This window comes from Natronoarchaeum mannanilyticum (genome assembly GCF_039522665.1).
GTDB lineage: Archaea > Halobacteriota > Halobacteria > Halobacteriales > Natronoarchaeaceae > Natronoarchaeum > Natronoarchaeum mannanilyticum.
Map to the genome: position 1 here is coordinate 346,526 of NZ_BAAADV010000007.1, position 20,465 is coordinate 366,990.

At 54.2% G+C, this 20,465-nt stretch carries 10 protein-coding genes; 6 read left to right on the forward strand and 4 right to left on the reverse strand.

What is annotated here, in order from left to right; all coding sequences use genetic code 11:
* Positions 1-28 precede the first annotated feature (28 nt).
* Positions 29-1,495: an amidohydrolase family protein gene (locus ABDZ81_RS14925; RefSeq protein WP_343774807.1), complete on the reverse strand. Its 1,467-nt coding sequence runs from the start codon at positions 1,493-1,495 to the stop codon at positions 29-31.
* Between the two features lie 332 nt (positions 1,496-1,827).
* On the opposite strand from ABDZ81_RS14925, the gene ABDZ81_RS14930 reads away from it, so the two are divergent.
* From ABDZ81_RS14930 to ABDZ81_RS14945, 4 genes are all read left to right on the forward strand, one after another.
* On the forward strand, positions 1,828-2,841 hold the full coding sequence (locus ABDZ81_RS14930) for a tyrosine-type recombinase/integrase (protein WP_343774808.1): 1,014 nt from the start codon (positions 1,828-1,830) through the stop codon (positions 2,839-2,841).
* Between the two features lie 278 nt (positions 2,842-3,119).
* Positions 3,120-6,155, forward strand: a complete 3,036-nt coding sequence (locus tag ABDZ81_RS14935; protein ID WP_343774809.1) for a DEAD/DEAH box helicase — start codon at positions 3,120-3,122, stop codon at positions 6,153-6,155.
* A gap of 693 nt (positions 6,156-6,848) precedes the next feature.
* A complete protein-coding gene (locus ABDZ81_RS14940; protein WP_343774810.1) occupies positions 6,849-7,226 on the forward strand; it encodes a hypothetical protein in 378 nt (125 codons plus the stop codon).
* Positions 7,219-7,740, forward strand: coding sequence for a tyrosine-type recombinase/integrase (locus ABDZ81_RS14945; protein WP_343774811.1), 522 nt, complete (start codon positions 7,219-7,221; stop codon positions 7,738-7,740). The genes ABDZ81_RS14940 and ABDZ81_RS14945 overlap by 8 nt, the downstream gene beginning before the upstream one ends.
* A gap of 182 nt (positions 7,741-7,922) precedes the next feature.
* On the opposite strand, the gene ABDZ81_RS14950 is transcribed toward ABDZ81_RS14945, so the two are convergent.
* From ABDZ81_RS14950 to ABDZ81_RS14960, 3 genes are all read right to left on the reverse strand, one after another.
* Complete coding sequence (locus ABDZ81_RS14950) at positions 7,923-9,302, reverse strand: PD-(D/E)XK nuclease family protein (RefSeq protein ID WP_343774812.1); 1,380 nt, start codon at positions 9,300-9,302, stop codon at positions 7,923-7,925.
* Between the two features lie 245 nt (positions 9,303-9,547).
* Positions 9,548-12,475, reverse strand: coding sequence for a hypothetical protein (locus ABDZ81_RS14955; RefSeq protein WP_343774813.1), 2,928 nt, complete (start codon positions 12,473-12,475; stop codon positions 9,548-9,550).
* Positions 12,468-13,904 (reverse strand): hypothetical protein, encoded by a 1,437-nt coding sequence (locus ABDZ81_RS14960; RefSeq protein ID WP_343774814.1) that lies wholly within the window; start codon positions 13,902-13,904, stop codon positions 12,468-12,470. Before ABDZ81_RS14960 ends, ABDZ81_RS14955 begins: the two co-directional genes overlap by 8 nt.
* Before the next feature lie 450 nt (positions 13,905-14,354).
* Between ABDZ81_RS14960 and ABDZ81_RS14965 the strand changes: the two genes are divergently transcribed.
* Entirely contained in the window at positions 14,355-16,940 is a 2,586-nt protein-coding gene (locus ABDZ81_RS14965; RefSeq protein WP_343774815.1) for a PD-(D/E)XK nuclease family protein, read from the forward strand.
* Positions 16,933-19,779, forward strand: coding sequence for a UvrD-helicase domain-containing protein (locus ABDZ81_RS14970; RefSeq protein ID WP_343774816.1), 2,847 nt, complete (start codon positions 16,933-16,935; stop codon positions 19,777-19,779). The genes ABDZ81_RS14965 and ABDZ81_RS14970 overlap by 8 nt, the downstream gene beginning before the upstream one ends.
* The last annotated feature ends 686 nt before the right edge of the window (positions 19,780-20,465 follow it).

Sequence of the window (20,465 nt, forward strand, 5' to 3'; positions counted from 1 at the left end):
TCGCAGATGGTCGTTCTCATAGGTTCCTTCAGAAGGGGAACCGATCTCTGGCTGACTGGAACGCGAGCCGGCCGAGCAACTGGGCAGGGCCGCGCTTCGGTACGTCGCGCGCGATGTTCACCGAGTTTGGCGGTTCACTTCCTCCGATACCGAGTTCCCAGTCAGTCTCCGACGCAAAACGCTCGACAGCGGACTCGGCGCGTTTCCGGATCGTGTCACCGTCCATCGTCTTCGCTTCACCGCCTTCCATCAGCACGTCGCCGTCGACGATGACCATCTCCACATCGGCGGACGTCGCGTTGTTGGCGACTTGTGCCGGAATGTTGGTCAGGGGCGTGAACTTCGGCTTGTCCACGTTGAGCAGGATGATGTCGGCGCGCTTGCCGGGTTCGAGACTACCGATCTCGTCGCCGACGCCGAGTGCCTTCGCCCCCTCGATAGTGAGCATCCGCACCAACTCCATCGAGTGGTACTGCCCGGCCGACCGCTCGAGGTTGGCCGCGAGTCTGGCCTGTCGGGCCTCGCCGAACATGTTGTACGAGTCGTGCCAGTAGTGGTCGTCTATGCCGAGACCGACGTCGACACCGGCTGCACGGAGTTCCGGTACCGGCGTCCACTGTACGTCGCTGCCCGTGTTCCAGTACGAGAAGATCGATGGACAGTGTGCGACGGACGCGTCCGCCTCAGCCGTTCGCTGGATGTCCTCGTCGTCCGCGAGGCGGAAGTGCGCGGCCACCAGCCGATCGTCGAGGAGGCCGACATCGTCGAGGAGGTCGAGTGAGTCGTTCGCACCGTTCGAGCGCGCCATCGTGTTGCTCTCCTCGAGTTCGAGCAGATGCGTGTGAACGAGCAAGTCAGGATACTCCGCGGCGAGGTCAGCGGTGCGCTCCCACAGCTCGCGCGTACACGACCAGTCGTCGTGGGGGTTGATCGTCGCGCGGATGCGGCCATCATACGCGTTGTGGTACTCGTCGATGAACTCGCGGGCGCGGGTGAACTGCTCGTCGACGGGGACGTCCCAGAAGAGGTCGGAGAGTGCCGGGCCGAAGAACCCGCGGAGGCCCGCCTCGCCGAACGTCTTCGCACCCGCGCTCGGACGGACGTCTTGCGAATTGACGGTGGTGACGCCGCCCGCGAGGAAGTTGAGTGCGGCGAGTTCGTATCCCGCCTCAGTGAGGTAGTCGAACTCCCCGTCCGCGATCTGGCCGTAGATAGCGGTCATACTCCCCATCATCTCCAGCAGGTCGAGGTCGCTGAACGCGCCGAGCAACGGCGTCAGTTCGAGGTGAGTGTGCGCGTTGACCAGCCCCGGCATCACGAGCTTCCCTTCGCCGTCGATGACGCGCTCAGCCGCGATGTCCGCATCGTCGTCCCGAGACGACCGCACCTCCGTGATGCGGCCATCCTCGACGAGCACCGTGCCCCGTTCGTAGAGCCGATTCCTGTCGTCGACCGTGAGTACGAAGGCATCGTGGATCGCGATGTCGGCAACCATCTGTTTCGATTTCTGACTGATTGCTCATCAGGATTAGTGTTGTACGCCTCCATCGGGCCAGTCCAAGGGGGCTCCCTAATCGGGTCGCACGTCATTAATCGCAGGAATGAGGTGAGGTTAATTCGTTACGGGTTGAAATCCACTCTCTAATTACTGATACTATTTATAATCACCCCTACGCAGTACTGTGATTCTGAATCAACCCGAAAAAGGATGGGCGCTGCAGGCTCACAGCCACTCAGACGCCCGCAGGATCCCTCTCGTTCGGCCTGACGAACGGAGGGAAATCGCGGAATTCAGATCGACCCGTCATCGGTTCGCGACTCACGACTATGAGTCTCGAGCCAATCGATCCGGAGACAGCACTCGAGCTGTACCTCACGGACAAGGAAGCCGAACTCGCTGAGAGTTCGATTCAGTCGCACAGGTACCGCCTCAAGCACTTCCTGCGCTGGTGCGAGATAGAGGACATCGACAACCTCAACGACCTCACCGGTCGCAAACTCCAGCAGTATCGTCTCTGGCGTCGCGACGACGGTGACCTCTCCGTCGCCAGCGAGAAGACCCAGATGGACACGCTGCGCGTGTTCATCCGCTGGGCCGAGTCGATCGACGCTGTCGAGCAGGACCTCTCGACGAAGGTACGTTCGCCGTCGATGACGCCAGAGCAAAACACCCGCGACGAGATGCTTGAGACCGAAGAAGCCGAAGCGGTTCTCTCGTACCTTGCCAAGTACGACTACGCATCCCGTGAACATGTCACCGTCGCGCTGATGTGGCACACGATGATGCGTGTTAGCAGCGTCAACGCCCTCGACGTCGACGACTACAATCCCGGCGAGCAGTACATCGAGGTCCACCATCGCCCAGAGACTGACACGCCAATCAAGAACAAGAAAGATGGTGAGCGCCTGGTCGCGCTGTCGGATGATATCTGCATGCTGCTCAACGACTGGATCGAAGAGAAGCGGCCGAACGTGACCGACGACTTCGGGCGTGAACCGCTCGTCGCGACGAGGGAGGGCCGCGCGAACAAGACTACGCTCAGGAAGTACGTCTATCAAGCAACCCGGCCGTGCTTCCGTGGGGCAGAATGCCCCGAGGATCGGGACCCAGAAGAGTGTGAGGCTGCTGTCAACGACCAGGAGGCATTCAGGTGTCCGGCGAACGTCAACCCCCACGCCATCCGCAGGGGAAGCATCACGCACTCGCTGAACAGCGATCTCCCGGACAACGTCGTCAGCGACCGGGCGAACGTGAGCCCCGCGGTTATCGAACAGCACTACGACCGACGTTCTGAGAAGGAGAAGATGGAGCAGCGCCGCGACTACCTGGATCGTCTCTAGGCAACCCGGCTACTTTTTTGCAAATTTTCAATAAGGACACATCCAGCGCCAGTCGATATACTACTCTGGAGCAAAGCCGGAATATACTATCAATATGGTCTCCAGGATTCGGTACTTTCCTTGATCATGACTCTTGTCCCCTGTTTCCCATTCCACCACATCAGTTGTTTCTTTGAACCACTCAACGATCTCAGTGGACCATCCACATCGAAGCCAAAGTAGCTACAATCTGGACTTGGAGAAGCAAATCATATGTATCTCTTCCGATACTGATAGCTATGGGCACTTTCTTCGCTGATTATATTGGTGACATTACTTTCCCAGACAATCAGTCGGGCAGCTCAGTGAAATATCGACAGTGTCAGAAAGGGGCCTACTGGGCGATTAAAGCTCACAAAACAACGAATAGTAACAGCCCTGCGACCATCTCTCTCCCGACTGGAGGTGGCAAGACGGCGGTCATGATGCTTGCTGCGTTCGAATATGGGGTAAACCGAGCTCTCATCATCGTCCCGTCAGACGCACTTCGAGGTCAGGTTGTTGATCGATTCGATGAACTCAAGGGGCTCAACGAGGCAGATGCGTTTTCTGGCGACACCGACGATCTGGAGGTCCATAGCCATGAAGGACGACCTACTACCGAAGATGACTGGGAATCACACACGGACGCGGACGTTGTTGTCTCAACACCGAACAGCGTGAGTGAAGTCTATGCGAACGCTGACGAGGAGCCGCTCGTATTGCCTCCCGACGGCTTCTTTGATCTCCTTATGGTTGACGAGGCTCATCATACACCAGCTCCTGGCTGGCGAGAGGTGCTTGAGAGCTTTGACAATCTTCCGCAACTTCTGTTTACTGCCACGCCGTTCCGCCGTGAAGATCAACCACTCCCGGGTGAATTGATTTACCACTATCCGATTGAAGAAGCTCGTGATGATTGTATCTATCACGAAGTTGGCCTTGACACAGTCATTGGGTCTGATCAGGAACTCATAGAGGAGGCAGCCGGTACACTCCGATCGTTGCAGGAGTCTAATAATCAGGCAACACTCTTAGCCCGGACAGACGAGATAAGCAAAGCTGACGAACTTTTGAACACCTACAGTAACGAGACAGCGCTTGAGCTTCGAGCTGTCCATTCAGAGACGGAAAATAATCGTGAGACCCTTGAACAGCTTCGAGACGGGGCAATCGATGGTGTGGTTGTAGTGAACAAATTCACTGAGGGCCTTGATGTGGCAAATCTTCAAGTAGCTGTTTTTCACGAGCCGCCAAAATCATTCCCGAAGATGGTCCAAATCATCGGTCGGTTGGCCCGTAAACCAGTCGATGGTGCTCCGGCAACAATCATCGCTACCGAAGAGGCGGTCCAAAGTGAGAGTATGTCCGAAGCCGTTCGTCAGCTGTATCGCGATGACACAGGGTGGGCAGACGTCGCCGACGAGTTGATTTCAGAATATCTCTCGTTACAACAGACTGACTCCTCTGGCGGTGCGCCACCGCTGGATGCCGTGAGCCCAGACAATATTCGTCCGTACAAAACCGTCACTGTATATACACTAGACGATACCGTCTTTGAGCCATTCGCTGACGACTCAGATTTCGACGTTGGAGAGACAGATCATAGCCTCGGATATGTCATTTCGACCCCTGACTCAGTGTGGGGGTGTATCACGACGACGCAGGAATCACCGACTTGGGGCACTGATACGATTCTGCAGAGCAAGACGTACAATTTGCACCTCTACTGTTCACCTGATGACAGCGATCTCCTGTTTGAGTATACCTCTGATTCACGCCGGGCGAAAAAGATCCGGGGCACCCTGGTTCGTGACCAGACGGCAGTATCACAGATCGAGGGAAAACGACTCTCCAAGGCGATGCAGTCGCTCTCAGCACCGAAATTTCGAGCCGCGGGCATGAACAATGTACTGGTTCCATCGGGGACGCAACCAGAACATAAGCTTCTGACGGGCACTGATGTGCAGGGAGCCGTGTACCACTCTGACGCCCGCCAGTATACACATGGACATGTATTCGCGTCATTTGATTCTGACACCGAGGCCCCTGATAGCGATACCGACGAAAGTGAGTCCACGTCGTCGACCAGCAATACACGGGGAATCAGTAACACCACAGGCTCAATCTGGTCAAATTCCAAAGGTGGGCTTTCCACGTTCCAACAGTGGTGTGTGACCCTTGCAGAGAAACTGACTGCAGACCGTGAACCTGCAATCCAGCACTTCGGAACACTCAATCAGGGTGATTCAGTAGATATACTCGATTCAGAACCGTTCTCTGTGGTACCATTCCCGGCACTGCTTACGAACAAAGTAGAGGTCCAGGATCCAAGCACACGAGATTGGAATAACGTTGATTTAGCTATTGGATTGGATGGCCCGGTACAAACTCCGACATCGTCGGTTGAGGTGTGCGTTTCCGTCGAGCCGGTGAATTCCTCAATACAGTGTACATATGACATCGCCACAAACCAGTGGTCTGGAGAGATTACTGACTACCAGTTCCGTCTCCCCGATGTGCGAACCCACTCTTCGCTGCCAGGGGATGAATTCTTGCGTAAATATCCTCCCCGATTCCACGTCGATGCCAATACGGCCGTGATGGGGGGTGCCAAATACGCTGCGGAGACCACTCTCGATGAGTTTGATCCATCGTCGCTCATCATGTCGTTCCAGCCAGATTGGTCAGACTATATCGACGAGGAAGCCAAAGAAAAACCACTTTGGTGGGAGTACGGCCCCAATCCGGACGCTAACCTTGCGGCGATTTGGGATATTACACCGACAGAATCGGTATTCTCCGCGATGGTGGAAATACTCACATCGGAATACGGAGAGGAAGAGTATGTATTGTTTTGTGGCGATATGGGTGATGAGATTGCGGATTTCATTGATTTCCGAAAAGAGGAAAAACAAATAACCTTCTATCATTGCAAGCGATCGTATTCAGCCGGTGTTCGGGTGAATTACTTCAAGGATATTTATCACCAGACGCTCCGTTCGCTCCGCTACACGTACAAGCACGAACTCGTCGATCAGATCAGTGACGAGCACAACCGAAGCATTGGTTCACACATCATTCGCGGAAAAGACATCTTTGAGGATATTAGAGCCGATTTTGTTCCATCCGAGTGGGACTACACTATTTGCGGCGTCCATCCTGGTCTCAAACTCAATTTCGACCCGGAAGCTAACAATGAAAATGTTGGACGTTTACTCAGCGAGTGTACCGAACAAGTTGAGCGGTACAATGTTGACTTCGCGATGGTTGGAGCCGGCGATAGTTGGAAGTAATCACCCTGCTGAATGTCTGTACGACGTTAAGGAATATACACAATAATATGAGATTTGGAGTTTAAGATATAGTCTCCTTCTCATCAATGCTTCTCAGTATTTTGGATCGAATCACCTACATAACAGATGTTCTGTCTCCGAGTGCCAGTCCTATCTTGAACCTTTGCACCCGCTTAATGATGTGTGCGTGAAGGTCTCTTCAGCCACGAAAGGGGAATATGAGATTGAGCCGAACGAGGGTTCTTCGCTCGCGTGGGAGTCGAGAGAGGTGGTAGAATTCGAGATCATCAAATAGGGACATCCCAGAAGAATCAGCAGATCATTTTCGAATCTCTTCACATCTATAATTGCCGCACCGAAGGAGTGGTTATTGTCCTTTCTCTCGATTAAAAGCGATTTTAGCGCCTCATACCTCGATTTCTGCACGGAATCTCTGGTTCACGGTGCTTTTATTCCCCGATATAGAGGGTAATTTTCAATCCATTAGGCCCACCGGCCGAAAATCTATATAAACCCTTTAAGTGAAGAGGTTATTGACCAAGACTAGCGATTATTCATCGTTTTATTTACCATAAAGCGTTTTACTAAACCCCCTAAATCTCACTTGCAGCGAAGTCAGGTAGTAGAAATCGCCAGTACACGGCGAATTGAGCCATTTGAGACGGGTATCGTAGAACCCGCATAGAGTAATCTATGTCAAAGTCACAGAACGAAAACGACGATAGTATCGAACTAGAAAACTACGTCCGAAGCCTTAGCGAGACTGAAGGCGTCCACAACATCGCAGTGGCGAAAGAGTCTCTGCTAGGAGAGGGAGCACTCACCATCAAGGTTCACGCTGACCTCTCTGACGTAGAGTCTGTGGACGACCAAAAGCACCTCCAGTTTGCAGGGGACCAGACGCAGGCAGTCGTGCAGCTCGAATCTTGGGGAATGGGGAGCCCATTTGAGGTTCCCATCTTTCTGGAAGGACAAGTCGCAGTGGAAGACGGTATCAAGTTCCTCAAGCAGTATGCTCGGGACCCAAAAGAAGCGAACTTGTACAATCTAGTGCTCAGCGAGGATGAGTGAGGAACCCACACCGCTGTCGCCATCGCAGTACAACAAGCTGCTCAAGGCCGCAGAAGAGAGGTCAAACCGACACGGATTCACCGTGTACGCTCTCGGCTATACTGGACTGCGCAGTAGTGAGTTCAGTCGCTTGAGCTGTGAATGGCTCAATAGCGGAGAGCAAATGCTCCAAGTCCCGGAGGATGCAGTTAAGGGCATAAGGTCTCGAGTGAGGTCGATTCCGCTGTCCGAAGACGGGGTCGAACGGTTCGAGAACTTCTTCAGAACGCAAAGTGAGGTTGCGATCGCCCCCTCAACGGTGACGAAACGAGTCAAATCAGTCAGTGAAGACAGTCTCTCCGAGAACGTCACCCCTCAAACGCTTCGGTCGACGTTCACAACGCGCCTGCTTCAGACCGGGGTTCCACAATCTGAGATTCGCCAGCTCCTTGGAAATACCCCATCAAAGTGGGATATGATGCCCGTGGGCGAGTACGGAGTCGCTGAAAAGAAGATTCGCAGCGGGCTATATTAGCCCGCTTCATTCTGGAGTTCCTCAGAATTTCGCGTACGAAGATTGGATTGTGCAAAATTGTGCTTTGGTGAGTGACTAGACAGCATCTGTTTCGATCCACAGAACTAGTGGGCCAGCGGAGAGAGTACCTTGACGACCTGTAACGCGACGACGAGTCAAGCAATCTCCTTCACGATTGGTCGCTATCCCTCGGGCTGGAGTGGGCCGGAAAATTCGCCTGCTGGCTCGCTTTCGAAGACCATCCGATAGGTTTCTTCGAACACCTCATTCAGGAGGATCAGAAGATCAGGGCTGTCGACGCAGAACTCTTCGACGGCGGAGTCTAATTGCTCAAGGTACGACCCAGCCAGGTTCTGGGCATCGAGTGGGTACTCCTTTGAAAAGAGTGCGGACGCACTGCCCAGGCGCGTCTTATCGACGCCTACCGCCGCGAGCGCCTCGTCGAGTCGGCTTGCGTATTCTGTAGTCGCCAAGGAGGTGAACACGTCGTTGAATGACTGACCACCACCTTGGGGGGTGGTGTGGACGTGTCGTTGTGGTGGGAGACGCAGTCTGAAGCTGAGGGTTCGATTCCGGAGACTGTCAGTCGTCGGCGAGTGACGGAAGTAGAGTCGAATCGTACTATCACTGTTGAGTGGGTCCTGGTCCCAATAGACCGGAAGCAGACCCTGCCACTTCGCGTTGCTGGACGGCGAAGCAAGCCATCCAGATCCCTCGAAGTCATATGTTTCCTGAAGTCTGGCCACCCAGTTGGACCGGAGATATTCGCTAAGATCCTCGAAATCGCTCTCGAACTGGCTGTTTGCCTCCTCTACTTGCTTGATGAGGTCGCTGTACTCGAAGTAGAGGTTGAGACGCTTGCTGAGCTGGGCTTCGTCGAATGGTGAGTCCATATGTTCGGTTTCCTTGAGTGACTGTATGAAATCGGTGAGTTGCACGACGCTCCGGTGGGGATAGTCGAATAACGAGCCCTGAAGCTGGCGGTTGAACGCCGCGACGATGTCTTTCCAAGCTACCGATTGGAAGCAATTGGCGGTCGCATTGTCGGCGCTGTCGCGCTTGAGGTAGGCGTAGGCGGTGTCTGTCAACCGGTCTACAACTATCTCATTGGAGTCGAACCAACTGAAGTTCCACCGGTCGGCCTCAGCGTAGGCAGGTGTCTGCTTCTTCCCTTCTATGGCGCCGACTTTCAGTTCGAGGAAGACTGCCCATTGTGGATGATCGCTGAGCGCGCTGCCCCCACAGATGACGAGGTCGATACGGCCATCCGAGCCGGCGTCGGCGATTTGCACCTCGGTTTCGAGTTCGATATGCTGGCCCTGGAGATTGTGGTGGTGAATGCCGATACACTCCAGAAAGGTCTCCAGCAGTGTCTCGTCGAATCCATGGGGTTTCTGCGGGTCCAGAAAGTACCGAAGGCTGTCCTGATACTGCTTTTCGCGGGGGTCTGAAAGGACGGAATACAGGCCTTCGGGGCTCTGGACCTGGCAATCAAGTTGCAGGTACGCTTCGATGAATGATTCCAGAGCCCCGGGGTCAAGATCCGGGACGTCCTCGGTCATATACTGGTGAAGTTGGCGGCCGGACCCTTCAAACTACGTCGTCGTGCCCCGAGTAACAGCCACTATTGAACTCTCCTCTTGCTGCTGGTTGTTGCTTTGTGACCTGCCGAACAGTAGTGTTCAGATGTCCTCGTTACTTCCCCTTCGGTTAAAATTTGTTCGGCTTTGTACGGACAGCGATTGATGCTGTCGCAATTCACGCAGTAGATGTACGTTGACGCGACTGTCTCATCACACCATCCGTTTTATTGTCTCTCGACAAACCGAAGGACGGTTTCATCAGTCTGTCGCAGGGTCTCTGGCCGCATTGTATCACTATCGTCGAGATAGGGGTGGTACGGAAGCTCTTCCCCGAGGCGTACGTTTGAGAGACGATCAACATGAATCATCGGTGAGGGCGCGTCTGTGTCTTCGTGGATTTCGAACGACCTGCGGGAGTTCCCATCAATTGTGAGAACAAACGTATCTTCATCTCGACGGCGGAGGGAAATTTCGTACTCACTAGCCGACCAAGCGTATTTCGTTCCCCGCGTAGCCGGTCGCACGACGATACGATATGTGGCCGACTCATCGATTATCGATTGGAACAGCGGTATTGCGTGGTATTCCGGCGGCTCTATAAGCGCACGAATCGGGCGAGATTGCTCGAGTTTTGTCTCGTCACGCCAGCATTCGAAGACGAGGTCCTCGAGCACGCTGAATTCGACGTTCTCGACCGTTAGGTCCATAAAGTCGAATCCGAGCCACATGATCGCCTGATCTTGGTCAAGTTCATCGAACGGAAGCGCTGTGGGAATCTCGTCAGCGCTAGCGTGCAGTGAGGTGATGAGGCGTTTTTGGACGTCAATAGTCGCTTTGTCAGTGTACAGCCAGAGCTGTCCTAGCTCGGTCTGGACGCTAATGAGTCCCTGGACCGTGAGTCGAGAGTAGGGTGCGGGTGGAGTGAACGACTCTGTATGCTCGTATCTCGTCGGTGGCGTGTAGAAATAGCTCTCTCGATGCACCTCGTATGCACGTGTTGTAACATCGACGTCGAGAGTGCTATCATCAATGTCAATCTGGACCGACGCATCCTCGTGGATGAAGGGATCAACATCGATGTTTACATCCGGAATATTGGGGACTGACATTCTTGCCAGACTATATCGCGGGCGAATATCCCCGATTTGTTGGAGTTTCGTTGTCGCCGCATTTGCGCTAGGGGTGTCCAGTCCGGGGAGCGAGCAGTCGTGTGATTCTTCCGGATAGTGTTTATCGAATGGTTGCCCCAATGAGACCGTGAGTGATCGTGATTCTGTTGCGGGCTCAAATAGGTACTGACGGCCGTGCTCCGTCTCCAGCCAGCCAACCGGCTGTACAGCCGTTGTTGGCGATTCGAAGTCAATGCAGCCGGCTGGTGGTGAGATACCGGACCCAAACGTCACTTCGACGCACGGCAACTGACCGAGAGCGTCGATATTCTGGGTTGTCGGTGTAGCGTCAGTAATGGCGGTCTCCGGGAGGTGTGGGTCATCGAAGCCAGCCGCGCGTAGGTGATTAGCGTTGAGCGATAGGGTTCGGGTAAGTGAACGGTTGTGACAGCGGTAGAGGTAGGCCGATTCAGCGGCCTTGAGTGGGTCAGTTGGAAGGGCCCCATCAGTCGAGTAGGCGACCCCGTCGAGGAGGATGCGATCCCAGTCCTCGATTGGAGTGTCGAGTGCGCCACGTTCAAGATCGTTGAGTTGGCTCGAGGAGAGCTCATAAACCGGTGTTTCGAGCGGCGTCGTTACCTGTAGTTCGAGTGCCTCGATACACAAATTGTCAGTGTTCTCGCCAGTTGGAGATTGGATACGTCCAGTTTTCGGCTCATAAACCGCGTCTTTCGTGTCCAGTTCTCCGGTGACGATATCGCGAAGGTACCAGCGACACTGTTCAATGTCAAAAAGGACATCGTCATCTAACCACGCAGCCTGAAGATCCGTCCCCGAAACGCCAAGCTGTGCTGTAACAAAATCTTCGAGTGTGCGCTGAGTGTAGGGGAGGAGGCCTCCGCTTCCAGCTGCCATTCGCTCGTCAATATCCGTCAGCGTCTGCTCGTCCGCTCTACCGTAACATTCGGCCAGGGATTCCAAGAAGAAGGACCCCACAGTCTTAATTCGGTCTGGGTCACGAAGCCAGATTCCGTATTCGATGTTTCCACCGTTTTCCTCCCACGCATTCGATGTCAGGTTCGCTGACGTCAGCAGGACATCTCGAATCACTTCGTCGCCATCGATAGTTTCCGAGACAACAAGCGCTTTGAGGTGTGCCAATCCCCCACGAATCTGACTACCCGAGGGAAGTGTTTCGCCGTCGTCCCCTGGGAGGCGTGTCCGGAGAACGAAGTCATCGAGTTGCGCTTCAAGTTCTCGTACGTCTTCTGTCCCAACGAATGAGCCAAAAGTAGGCTGTGTCGTGTCGATTACCGCTGATGGTTGTGCACCATACAATTCGACAGCGGGTTGTTCATTTGGACCTGATGCCGCGAGCGAAGCAAGAGCCTTAACGCCGGTTTTGTTGACGTTCGGTGTGAAGTAGGAGAGTGTGACATCGCCGGTCGTTCCGGTAAGACATTGCGCAACGGATCGTCGAAGCGAGTCCCCAGGACCTGAGTGAACGACGATTGGCTCTGCTGGCCATCGTCTAAGCGCGTCGTCGACACTCTCGGACGGTGTACCGTATGCGAGTGACTGAACCGTGTCTAGAAGTTGTGTGATACGATCGTTGGTCGTTAGTGTTTCTCCAAGCCGTCCCGCTTGGAAATCGGCGACCCCGAACTGTTCTGTAACCGTTCCTTCGAATCGACTTGCCCATTCGACGTTCATAAAGAGTCCAGCGTGACTCAGATTGAATGATCCAACCCACGCAACGATGCGTTCAGGCCCCCACACGACGACGCACTTTCCGTGTATATCTCGTTCCAGTATTGTGATGTCTGAGTGGGGGGCGGTATCAACGCTCTCTGAGAGGTGAATCTCCTCAGCAGCGTCACTCGGGGCGCAGACTAGTGTGTCGAGTCCATCAAACCAATCGAGGTAGCCGGGTGTGACCGTATACGTTGTAATGAGTGCGTGTTCGAACGAATTCGCCTCGTCCGTGACCGTTTCTTTGATCTGCGATCCAACGTCATCAATCGGGAATGGTTGTTTACTCACGGGTGACCGCCTCAACGAGAGTCTGCGTCCAGTTGATGACCTCATCGACGCCGTAGAAAGAGGCAGAGTCGTTCTCTTGAATCGGTGCTGTAACCCGATAGTGATCACTTTCATCGACGAGCACGCCGTTCCACTCAAGTAGTGTGATGAACAGTTGCTTGGGGCTGTCACCCGCTCCAAGGCGTGTTCGAAACGCATCGAGGAATGCTGCGACACCGTCTTCACCCATGGAGGTAAGCAAAGTGATGAGGCCGTCGAGTTCTCTCATGTAGCGCTCCTGTGTTGAGAGTTCGATGAACTGCTCGAAGGTGTCCGTGGTCTCATGTTTGTCGTAGAGGGAGGTAATTTCAGATTCGGTGATAATGCCGTCGGTGTGTGTAATGAGGTGGCGAGCGAGGTCTTCACCGTCCGCAAGAAAGTAGTTGACACTCCAGAAGTAACAGAGCTGTTCAAGTGCGTCAACGACTGTCTTGGAGATGTTCGCCTCGGGAAACTGCTGGCATGCTTCGGTGGGAACGTCATTCTGTGTGTGATAGAGTTCTGGCAGGCGACGGAGTTCGGTCAGTATCGATTCTCGGTCACGCGAGGGGCTGACGAGGGCGATGAGTAGAATTGACCCAACAAGGTACTCGCCGTGTTCGCGTGCTTGGACGGCTTCCAGAAACGCGTTTGCTTCGTCGGCCGATATCGCGAAACGTTTGTTCGCAAGCCGTGCCAGCACGGCTGGTGGAGCTTGTTCTAAGAGTGGGCGAACGAAGTTAATGTTTGATCCAATGACGACCTCTCCCAGCCGAGTACGATGTAGATCAGGAACCTGCTTGAAGGCTTGCTCGAGTGCTTGTACAAACGCCTTGACTACTGCATCGTATCGCTCGTATTCGTCCGCATCAGGTGCGACCGAAACCCGTCGGAGGTGAGTTTCGAAGCAGTCCGGAAACGAGAATCCCCTGTCGATGCATCGTGAGCGGAACCGCTGGGACATGTGTCCCATCGTTCTGTCGGTGAACTCTTCGATCGACGGCGCGGCGCCAGTAGCGGCTTGTAGGAGATGATCGACCAGTTCATCGTATAACCCGCGGCCGGTGACTGTCGACGGCTTAAACAACCATTCGCTGGCAGCGTCCTCTCCGACAGCTATGTTAGGTATCTCGCCCTGTCGCGTCTCATAAAGCGAGCGAAGTGAGTGGTAGAGTACCCCCTCAGTGGCATCTCGCTCACCGTCACGCTCTGCCCAAAGGTATAGATGGTCCTGCGCGGCCAAGTTGTAGCCTTCATTGACGAGATGGAGGGCGTACTTGTTCCAGAACATCGGATACATAATCATACCAACGTCCGGAAACACGATCTCCGTAACTGCTTTCGGGCGGAAATAGTTCGTCTGCGTGCCGCCCTCCGCGCGAGCCGAGAGGAAGAACTCGTCGGAAATCACACTCGGTAGAGTTAGTCCCAGTACAATAATTCTAGTCCTAACCGAACAATCTTGGCGCTCGTGAGACCTTATCCACCTGAGAACCCACTGAATCACACGTTGTCTTGGCCTGTGTGGCAGCTGATCTTCATGGAAAATTTCCCATGGCAGAAAATCCGCTCATTAGCAACAGTAGTTCGATTGTCTGCTGAAGATAAGAGAATTAGATACGGCATCTGACTGGAATCTGAGTTCACTTGTCTACGGTGGACAATTGAATTACAGTAATAGACCACCTTCGACCGCTCTTGACTACTTCCACCAACCAATGATTCAGTATCTTTGTAATTCTCCAGCACTCTCTCGGTCTCCACAGAATATTCGGGAAGGGCCAAGGCTAGCGAAAGAATGGAATCTGGAAGCATCTAATGTTACGATAGGTTTTTCTATCCTGCATCAACATCTCGGAAGGTGCCAATACCTCGGGCAACGCCTCTCGATGACTTATACGAGCGAGTCGCTGACCACGACCTTGTGCTCGTACCCGATGCACCGCTTGCCAGTGCCCTAAATCGACGCCTCGACAGACCGCATCTCGGGACGTTCGCGACTACTCCACGACGTCTCGCCGCCGGGAGACGTGAGGAAGCCGAGGACCGGACCGCGTTCTTAGAACTCATCGAGCGTACTGATCTCGACTGGAAGCGATGTGCCTACGCAATCGGTAACATCCTCCAGTGTTGGGAACACCAAGGTCAAATCGACTCTATCCTCGAATACAATGCGTACGCTGACGACGCGACCGAAGCGGCGGTAAAATACATAGACGAGCTCGAAACGACGTCCAGTCAATTAACTGAATACAGCGTCTCAAACGACAGTAATGTAGCTGTCGTTGGAGAAGATCAGCTGACGACGCTAGAGCGATCGATACTTCCGGATGACTATGATACGTTCAGCCCGTTCAGCGACGAGAGTTTCGAACTTCCACCGTTCCACATCTTCGACTCAACCACCGCCATTGTCGATACACTGACAGACAGCATCTCGGCTGAGAACGCAGAGGACGTCGCTATCATCCTCGACAGCGCGAGCGAGTATTCTACACTAGTGGAATCAGCCTTCGAATCGGCCGGTATTCCGTTCTATGGCGGTCCAGGGTTCATTGACGATCCGGATCACCGAGCGTTCTGCCAATTACTTCGTATCGCGCATCGCGGAACAGATACTCGCGTTCGTGACGTTAAATCTATCCTGAGTAGACTCGGTGTCACAGTTGATGTTGAACACCTCGAAAAGCGCCTGCATGATTTCGATACGCCTGACGTCGAGTGGCTTCGCAAGTTCTGCGACTCCATCGAAGAGCGAACGTTCGAACAGTCGCTATCAGCGTTCGAGCGACGCACTGAGTGCTCGATGGATGGCTTCCATGACGAGCTAGACGCTCTCGGAATTAATAATATCCCGGTCACGGAGGCAGCAGTAAATCAGCTTGAGTTCTATCTCCAGTCATACGAGGTGCCAGTCGACCGTGAGAACGAGGGTGTTCTGCTCGCTGATGCTAAGTCGGCCGCGTACGTCGACCGACCAGTTGTATTCTGTCTAGGTCTTGACGAGGGATGGACTCACTCTGCACCGCGTCGCCCATGGGTCGACCAGGAGGATCAGTACGTCAGGAACATTCAGCAGTTCCAACTCCTCCTTCAGAGCGGTGTCGAACAGTATTACCTCGTACAGGACACGAACGGCGGCGCGCCCGTCACACCCTGTCTGTACTTCGAGGAACTACTCGACGAAGAGTTCGAACGATTCAGCGATCTCGAATCAGTAACGCATGCAAAGGCGACCCGACCACAAGGTACTGGGTTCGAAAAGGAGCCTGTCGATGCTCCACCAACTGAAGTAGAAACGGTTAGTCAATCCAGTCTCAGCACGTACGTTAACTGTCCGCGCGACCACTTCTTCAGTCGTCTCGTCGATAGTCCCGACAAGGATTACTTCAAGGAGGGAAACCTATTCCACGACTTCGCCGAGTTCTACGTCGCACATCCTGATGCCGTCGATGGAGACGTGATCGAGGAGGCCGTTGAGATCATTCTCGACAAGACCAGGCCATTCGTTCGCTCCGTCGACCAGAAGACGCGCCGCACGAAGTACAGGGTCGGGCTCCAGACTATCACATCGTTCCTCTCAGAGAACGTGCCCCAAGATGGAACCTTCCTTACGCCGGACGGAGGGCGAGGAGAAAACGTATTCGCCGACCACTTCAACCGACCAATCGAGTCGTCAATCACCGAACGCTGGTTCGAGAACGAGAAGTTAGGGCTCAAGGGGAAGATCGATCTCGTGCACGAGCCGACACGGCTCGTTGACCACAAGAGCGGTAGCCGAAAGCGCGTTTCGCAGGTAGTGAAGAACTCGGCCATCGATCCGCCGAACGACTCACCTAACTTCCAGGCGCTTCTCTACCTCACACATTGGCGGACCCAGCAACCGGGCGACCAACTCGAGTTCACGTTCTTCCACTTCCTCGAAACCCTCGACGATGTCGTCACTGGTGACGCCGACCTCGACGATACGCTTACGACGATCACATACTACCCTACCTCGTTCGAGCGTCACGCCCGGTCGCGAGAAATGTTCGAAGAACTCCGGGAGGACGGGTCCGGGAAATGCCGGAAAACGCTCGGAAAGATCGAATACGACGACTACCGGGCAGTATTCGAGGAAGCATCGATACCGGACACGCGCGACAGTGAGGAACTCATTGAGTCGACGTTCGGTGACGCACTGACGTCGCGGATGAAAGAGTGCGTCGGCGACTACAAGTACGTCTCGACGGGCTGCAAGCAATTGATGCGGCAGTTGATGCGAGTTCGAAGTCGCAATTACTTCCGCGAGGATCTCGATGCGTTCGAGCAGTTCGTCGACGACCGCCTCGAAGAACTGAATCGGCGGCGACGGGGCGAAGAGCGATTCCCTGTCGAGGGACTCGCTGGCGAGCCGAACTACCGCTACGTGGACAACCGCGACCTGATTCTCGAAACCGATGACTGAACCTAACGATCAGCAACGAGAACTCATTGGCAGCACTGAGGGCATCTATCTCGTCGACGCCGGGGCAGGGACCGGCAAGACGTTCGCGATCACTCGACGCTACGCTACCATCGTCGAGCAACCCGACGTCGAACCGGACGACGTCCTGCTCGTGACGTTTACCAACAACGCGGCGACTGAGATGAAAGAACGCATCGTCGGGCGAAGCGACTACGGTATGCGTGAACTCGCCGATGCCCCCATTCAGACGTTCCACTCACTATGTCACGACATCCTCCAGGAGCACGGCCACGCTGCGCCCACGTACCTGGGGATCGACGATACGATCACAAACTCCACTCGAATCGTCGAGGACGAACTCGTCGAAAGCGCGCTATTCCAAGAGTTTATCGACCGATTCAGCGACGATCACCCCGAGTACGACGATCTCTTTCGAGCCATTTCCGATCCCAGTGGGCTGCTCGACCTTGTCGAACAGTTGGCGGCGAAAGGCGTGTTCCCGACCGAGAACGGCTGGTACCGCGACGGAGGACAGCATCTGGATGGCGACTTCGAAGCGTTCGAGCAATTGTTTGACGAGGTGAACAAGCCGCGGAACGGCGGTAGTAAGCAATCCCGACTCCGATCGAAGCTCAGCCGCTATGGGAAGAATAAATGCTATCTCCCTGATGCACCCGACAAGGCCGAGATTCGGGGGAGCGGTAAGCAGGTACCTCCATCTTTGGCTACCAGGATATTCAACGAGGATCGAACTGAGCTGAAGCAGTTCGTTCACGACGTCTACTATGAGTATCTCGCGTTCGCGCTTCGACGCAACTACTTGAATTTCGGATTTCTCCAGCTGTTCGCATTCGTTCTGCTCTGTGAGAACCACGAACTTCGGGACAAGGTCGCTTTCGAGTACGTGATGGTTGACGAGTTCCAGGACTCGAGCGAAATCCAATTCAAACTCGCTTTGCTCCTCGCCGAGACGGACAACTTCTGCGCGGTGGGTGACTGGAAGCAAAGCATCTACGGGTTCCAATATGCCGACGTCGACAACATCATTGAGTTCGGGGACCGAATCGATCAGTTCGCCACTCAACTGAACGAAGACGCTGAACGCGTCTCGTTCGAGACCGACGACGTAAACACCATCGAGTTCGTCGAGAACTATCGGTCAACCCAAGAGATTCTGGACTTCTCGGAATATGGGCTGCTGGTCCCGGCAGCGAGCAGTGACGAGGTCGACGTCGAAGAAACCCGAGACCGAATCACACAGCTCCAGTCGAACACCGATCACGAGAACACGACTATCGAAGCGGTACAGAGCGAACAAGAGCACGAGCTGATCGTCGAAAAGGCACAGGAGATCGTCGGAAACGACACCTATCAGGTAGAGGATGAAGACGGAAACCTTCGTCCAGCAGAATACCGCGACATCGCAGTGCTGACTCGAACGAGGGACTTCGGCCGTGAACTGCTTCAGACTGCCGAGGAATACGGGTTGCCAATGGCCTACGAAGGCGGTATCGAACTATTCCGGACCGATCAAGCAAAGCTCCTCTTGGCGTGGCTCAGAATCCTCGAAGACGATCTCGACCGCGGCTGGGCTGCCGTCCTCGAAGAAGCAGAGTATACTATTGACGAGGTGGATCGCATCCTCGAGCAGGAACGCTATCCACAGAACATGGTCGAGTTCCGGGAGAAATTGGCCGCGATGGAGACGCTCGGCGGAGTCGCACGCCGTGTATTCGAACAGTATGGATACGACGGCGCGACGGCCGATGTGGTCCTCGACACGATTCAGTCAGTACGTAACGAGACGACCATGACTCGGGGGGACCTCATCCGGTTCATCGAACGCGGGATCGAAGCTGGAAGTACCCACGAGGTCAGCGCGAGTGCTGGGGCGAATTCGGTGACGGTCCAAACGATCCACTCCGCGAAAGGGCTGGAGTATCCCATCGTCATCCTCGCAAACATGAATAGCGGTCGGTTCCCACCGTCTGGCGGTAGCAGTGACACGATCAGCTTCGAGGAACCGGTCGGTCTCCGACAGCAGAAGGAGTATGCTGAGGATGCACACGGTATGCCACACGTCTACGACAACTGGCGATCCGACGTGATTCAGAAATGTCTTCCGCGCGATTACGACGAAGAACGTCGTCTGCTATACGTCGCAATCACGCGAGCTGAGAGCCACGTCGTTTTCACGGCAGGAGAGGACCCGAATACCTTCCTCGAAGAACTCCCTGTAGACGCCAAGTCAGCGGTTCCTGATCCGGACGAGGTTACTATAGACGCAACAGAACAAGCCCAATTCCGAGTCGACATCCCCGCTCCTGAGGGACCGAAAGGACATACACCACACACGCTGATGCGCGATGACGTATTCGAGGATGTCGAAGAGGGCATGGGTAGTGAGTTCGGTACGAGAGTTCACGACTTCGCAGAAGCGTACGCCCTCGGTGCTGACGCCACTCCGGCGAACGAGGATGAGCGGCACGTTCAGCAGTTGATCGATGATCTCGAGGGCGAATTACTGGTGGAAGAGGAGGTCTATCTCCCACTCACTGTCGATGGTGATGAAGTCACTATCTCTGGTATCGTCGATCTCGTCCATATCACTCCAAGCCGGGTCGAGATAGTGGATTACAAGACCGATCGTAGCCGTCGTGCAGAGTCTGAGTATCGAAAACAGCTTAGCGTCTACTTCCACGTAGCTACGTCGCAATATCCTGATCAAGAGGTTACAGCGTCTATCTTTTATACTGATGACGGGACTCAGCGAAAAATCGACCCCCTTCCCCGTGAGGAACTTCAAAACTTGATTCGGGAGATCGATTCGACTCATTAACCCTTTTCATCAATCACTAATTCCAACCCCTGATCGAGAGTCAGTGGTAAAAAGCCGTCAGATTTCAAGAGGTGTATTCAGAACGGCGGAACGACGGAATCGATGGGGAGTGGTCGCCGATAGGGAGACGATCACTTAGAGTAAACAAGTCAGGATAAAACATAAGAATATAGAGTTATAGAGAATCATGCTGATTTCTAATTGAGCCAAGCCGGCGTTTGAGGTGCTGCCCCAGTGGCTGAGAGAACGACCGCAAGCCTGAATGGCGTGAACCCCCATGTACTTACGGACTCAGATCGGCGGTACACGGCTGTGGTATTCGTGGTAGCTCTCTTTAGCCCCTGTGGAAAGTGTGGTAACTCCGCGGAGAAAGTGCGAGAGCTTTCGCCAGACACCACTATATCAAATCTCACGCTTCCTTAGGCCAGTATAGAACCCAAGACGTTATTTTAGAATTCTTTTCTACATCTAACTACGGTATCGACAGCCGTGATGCGAATATAGCTTCTCGGGATGACATAAATGTGTGCAAATTGCCCACACTGATTCTGAAAACGCAGGACTGCGAGCGGACTGTAAACTCGCGCTTTTGATATAACCATTATACTTATTCAGAGGTGAGTATTGATCGGGAATCAGCCGGTCAAGCACGGGTAAAAGACATATAGATTCTAATGGAATTGTGT

What these genes read in the sequence shown, in the direction of transcription:
- ABDZ81_RS14925 (WP_343774807.1), bottom strand. Translation starts at nt 1,495, where the DNA reads ATGGTTGCCGACATCGCGATCCACGATGCCTTCGTACTCACGGTCGAC.
- ABDZ81_RS14930 (WP_343774808.1), top strand. Translation starts at nt 1,828, where the DNA reads ATGAGTCTCGAGCCAATCGATCCGGAGACAGCACTCGAGCTGTACCTC.
- ABDZ81_RS14935 (WP_343774809.1), top strand. Translation starts at nt 3,120, where the DNA reads ATGGGCACTTTCTTCGCTGATTATATTGGTGACATTACTTTCCCAGAC.
- ABDZ81_RS14940 (WP_343774810.1), top strand. Translation starts at nt 6,849, where the DNA reads ATGTCAAAGTCACAGAACGAAAACGACGATAGTATCGAACTAGAAAAC.
- ABDZ81_RS14945 (WP_343774811.1), top strand. Translation starts at nt 7,219, where the DNA reads ATGAGTGAGGAACCCACACCGCTGTCGCCATCGCAGTACAACAAGCTG.
- ABDZ81_RS14950 (WP_343774812.1), bottom strand. Translation starts at nt 9,302, where the DNA reads ATGACCGAGGACGTCCCGGATCTTGACCCCGGGGCTCTGGAATCATTC.
- ABDZ81_RS14970 (WP_343774816.1), top strand. Translation starts at nt 16,933, where the DNA reads ATGACTGAACCTAACGATCAGCAACGAGAACTCATTGGCAGCACTGAG.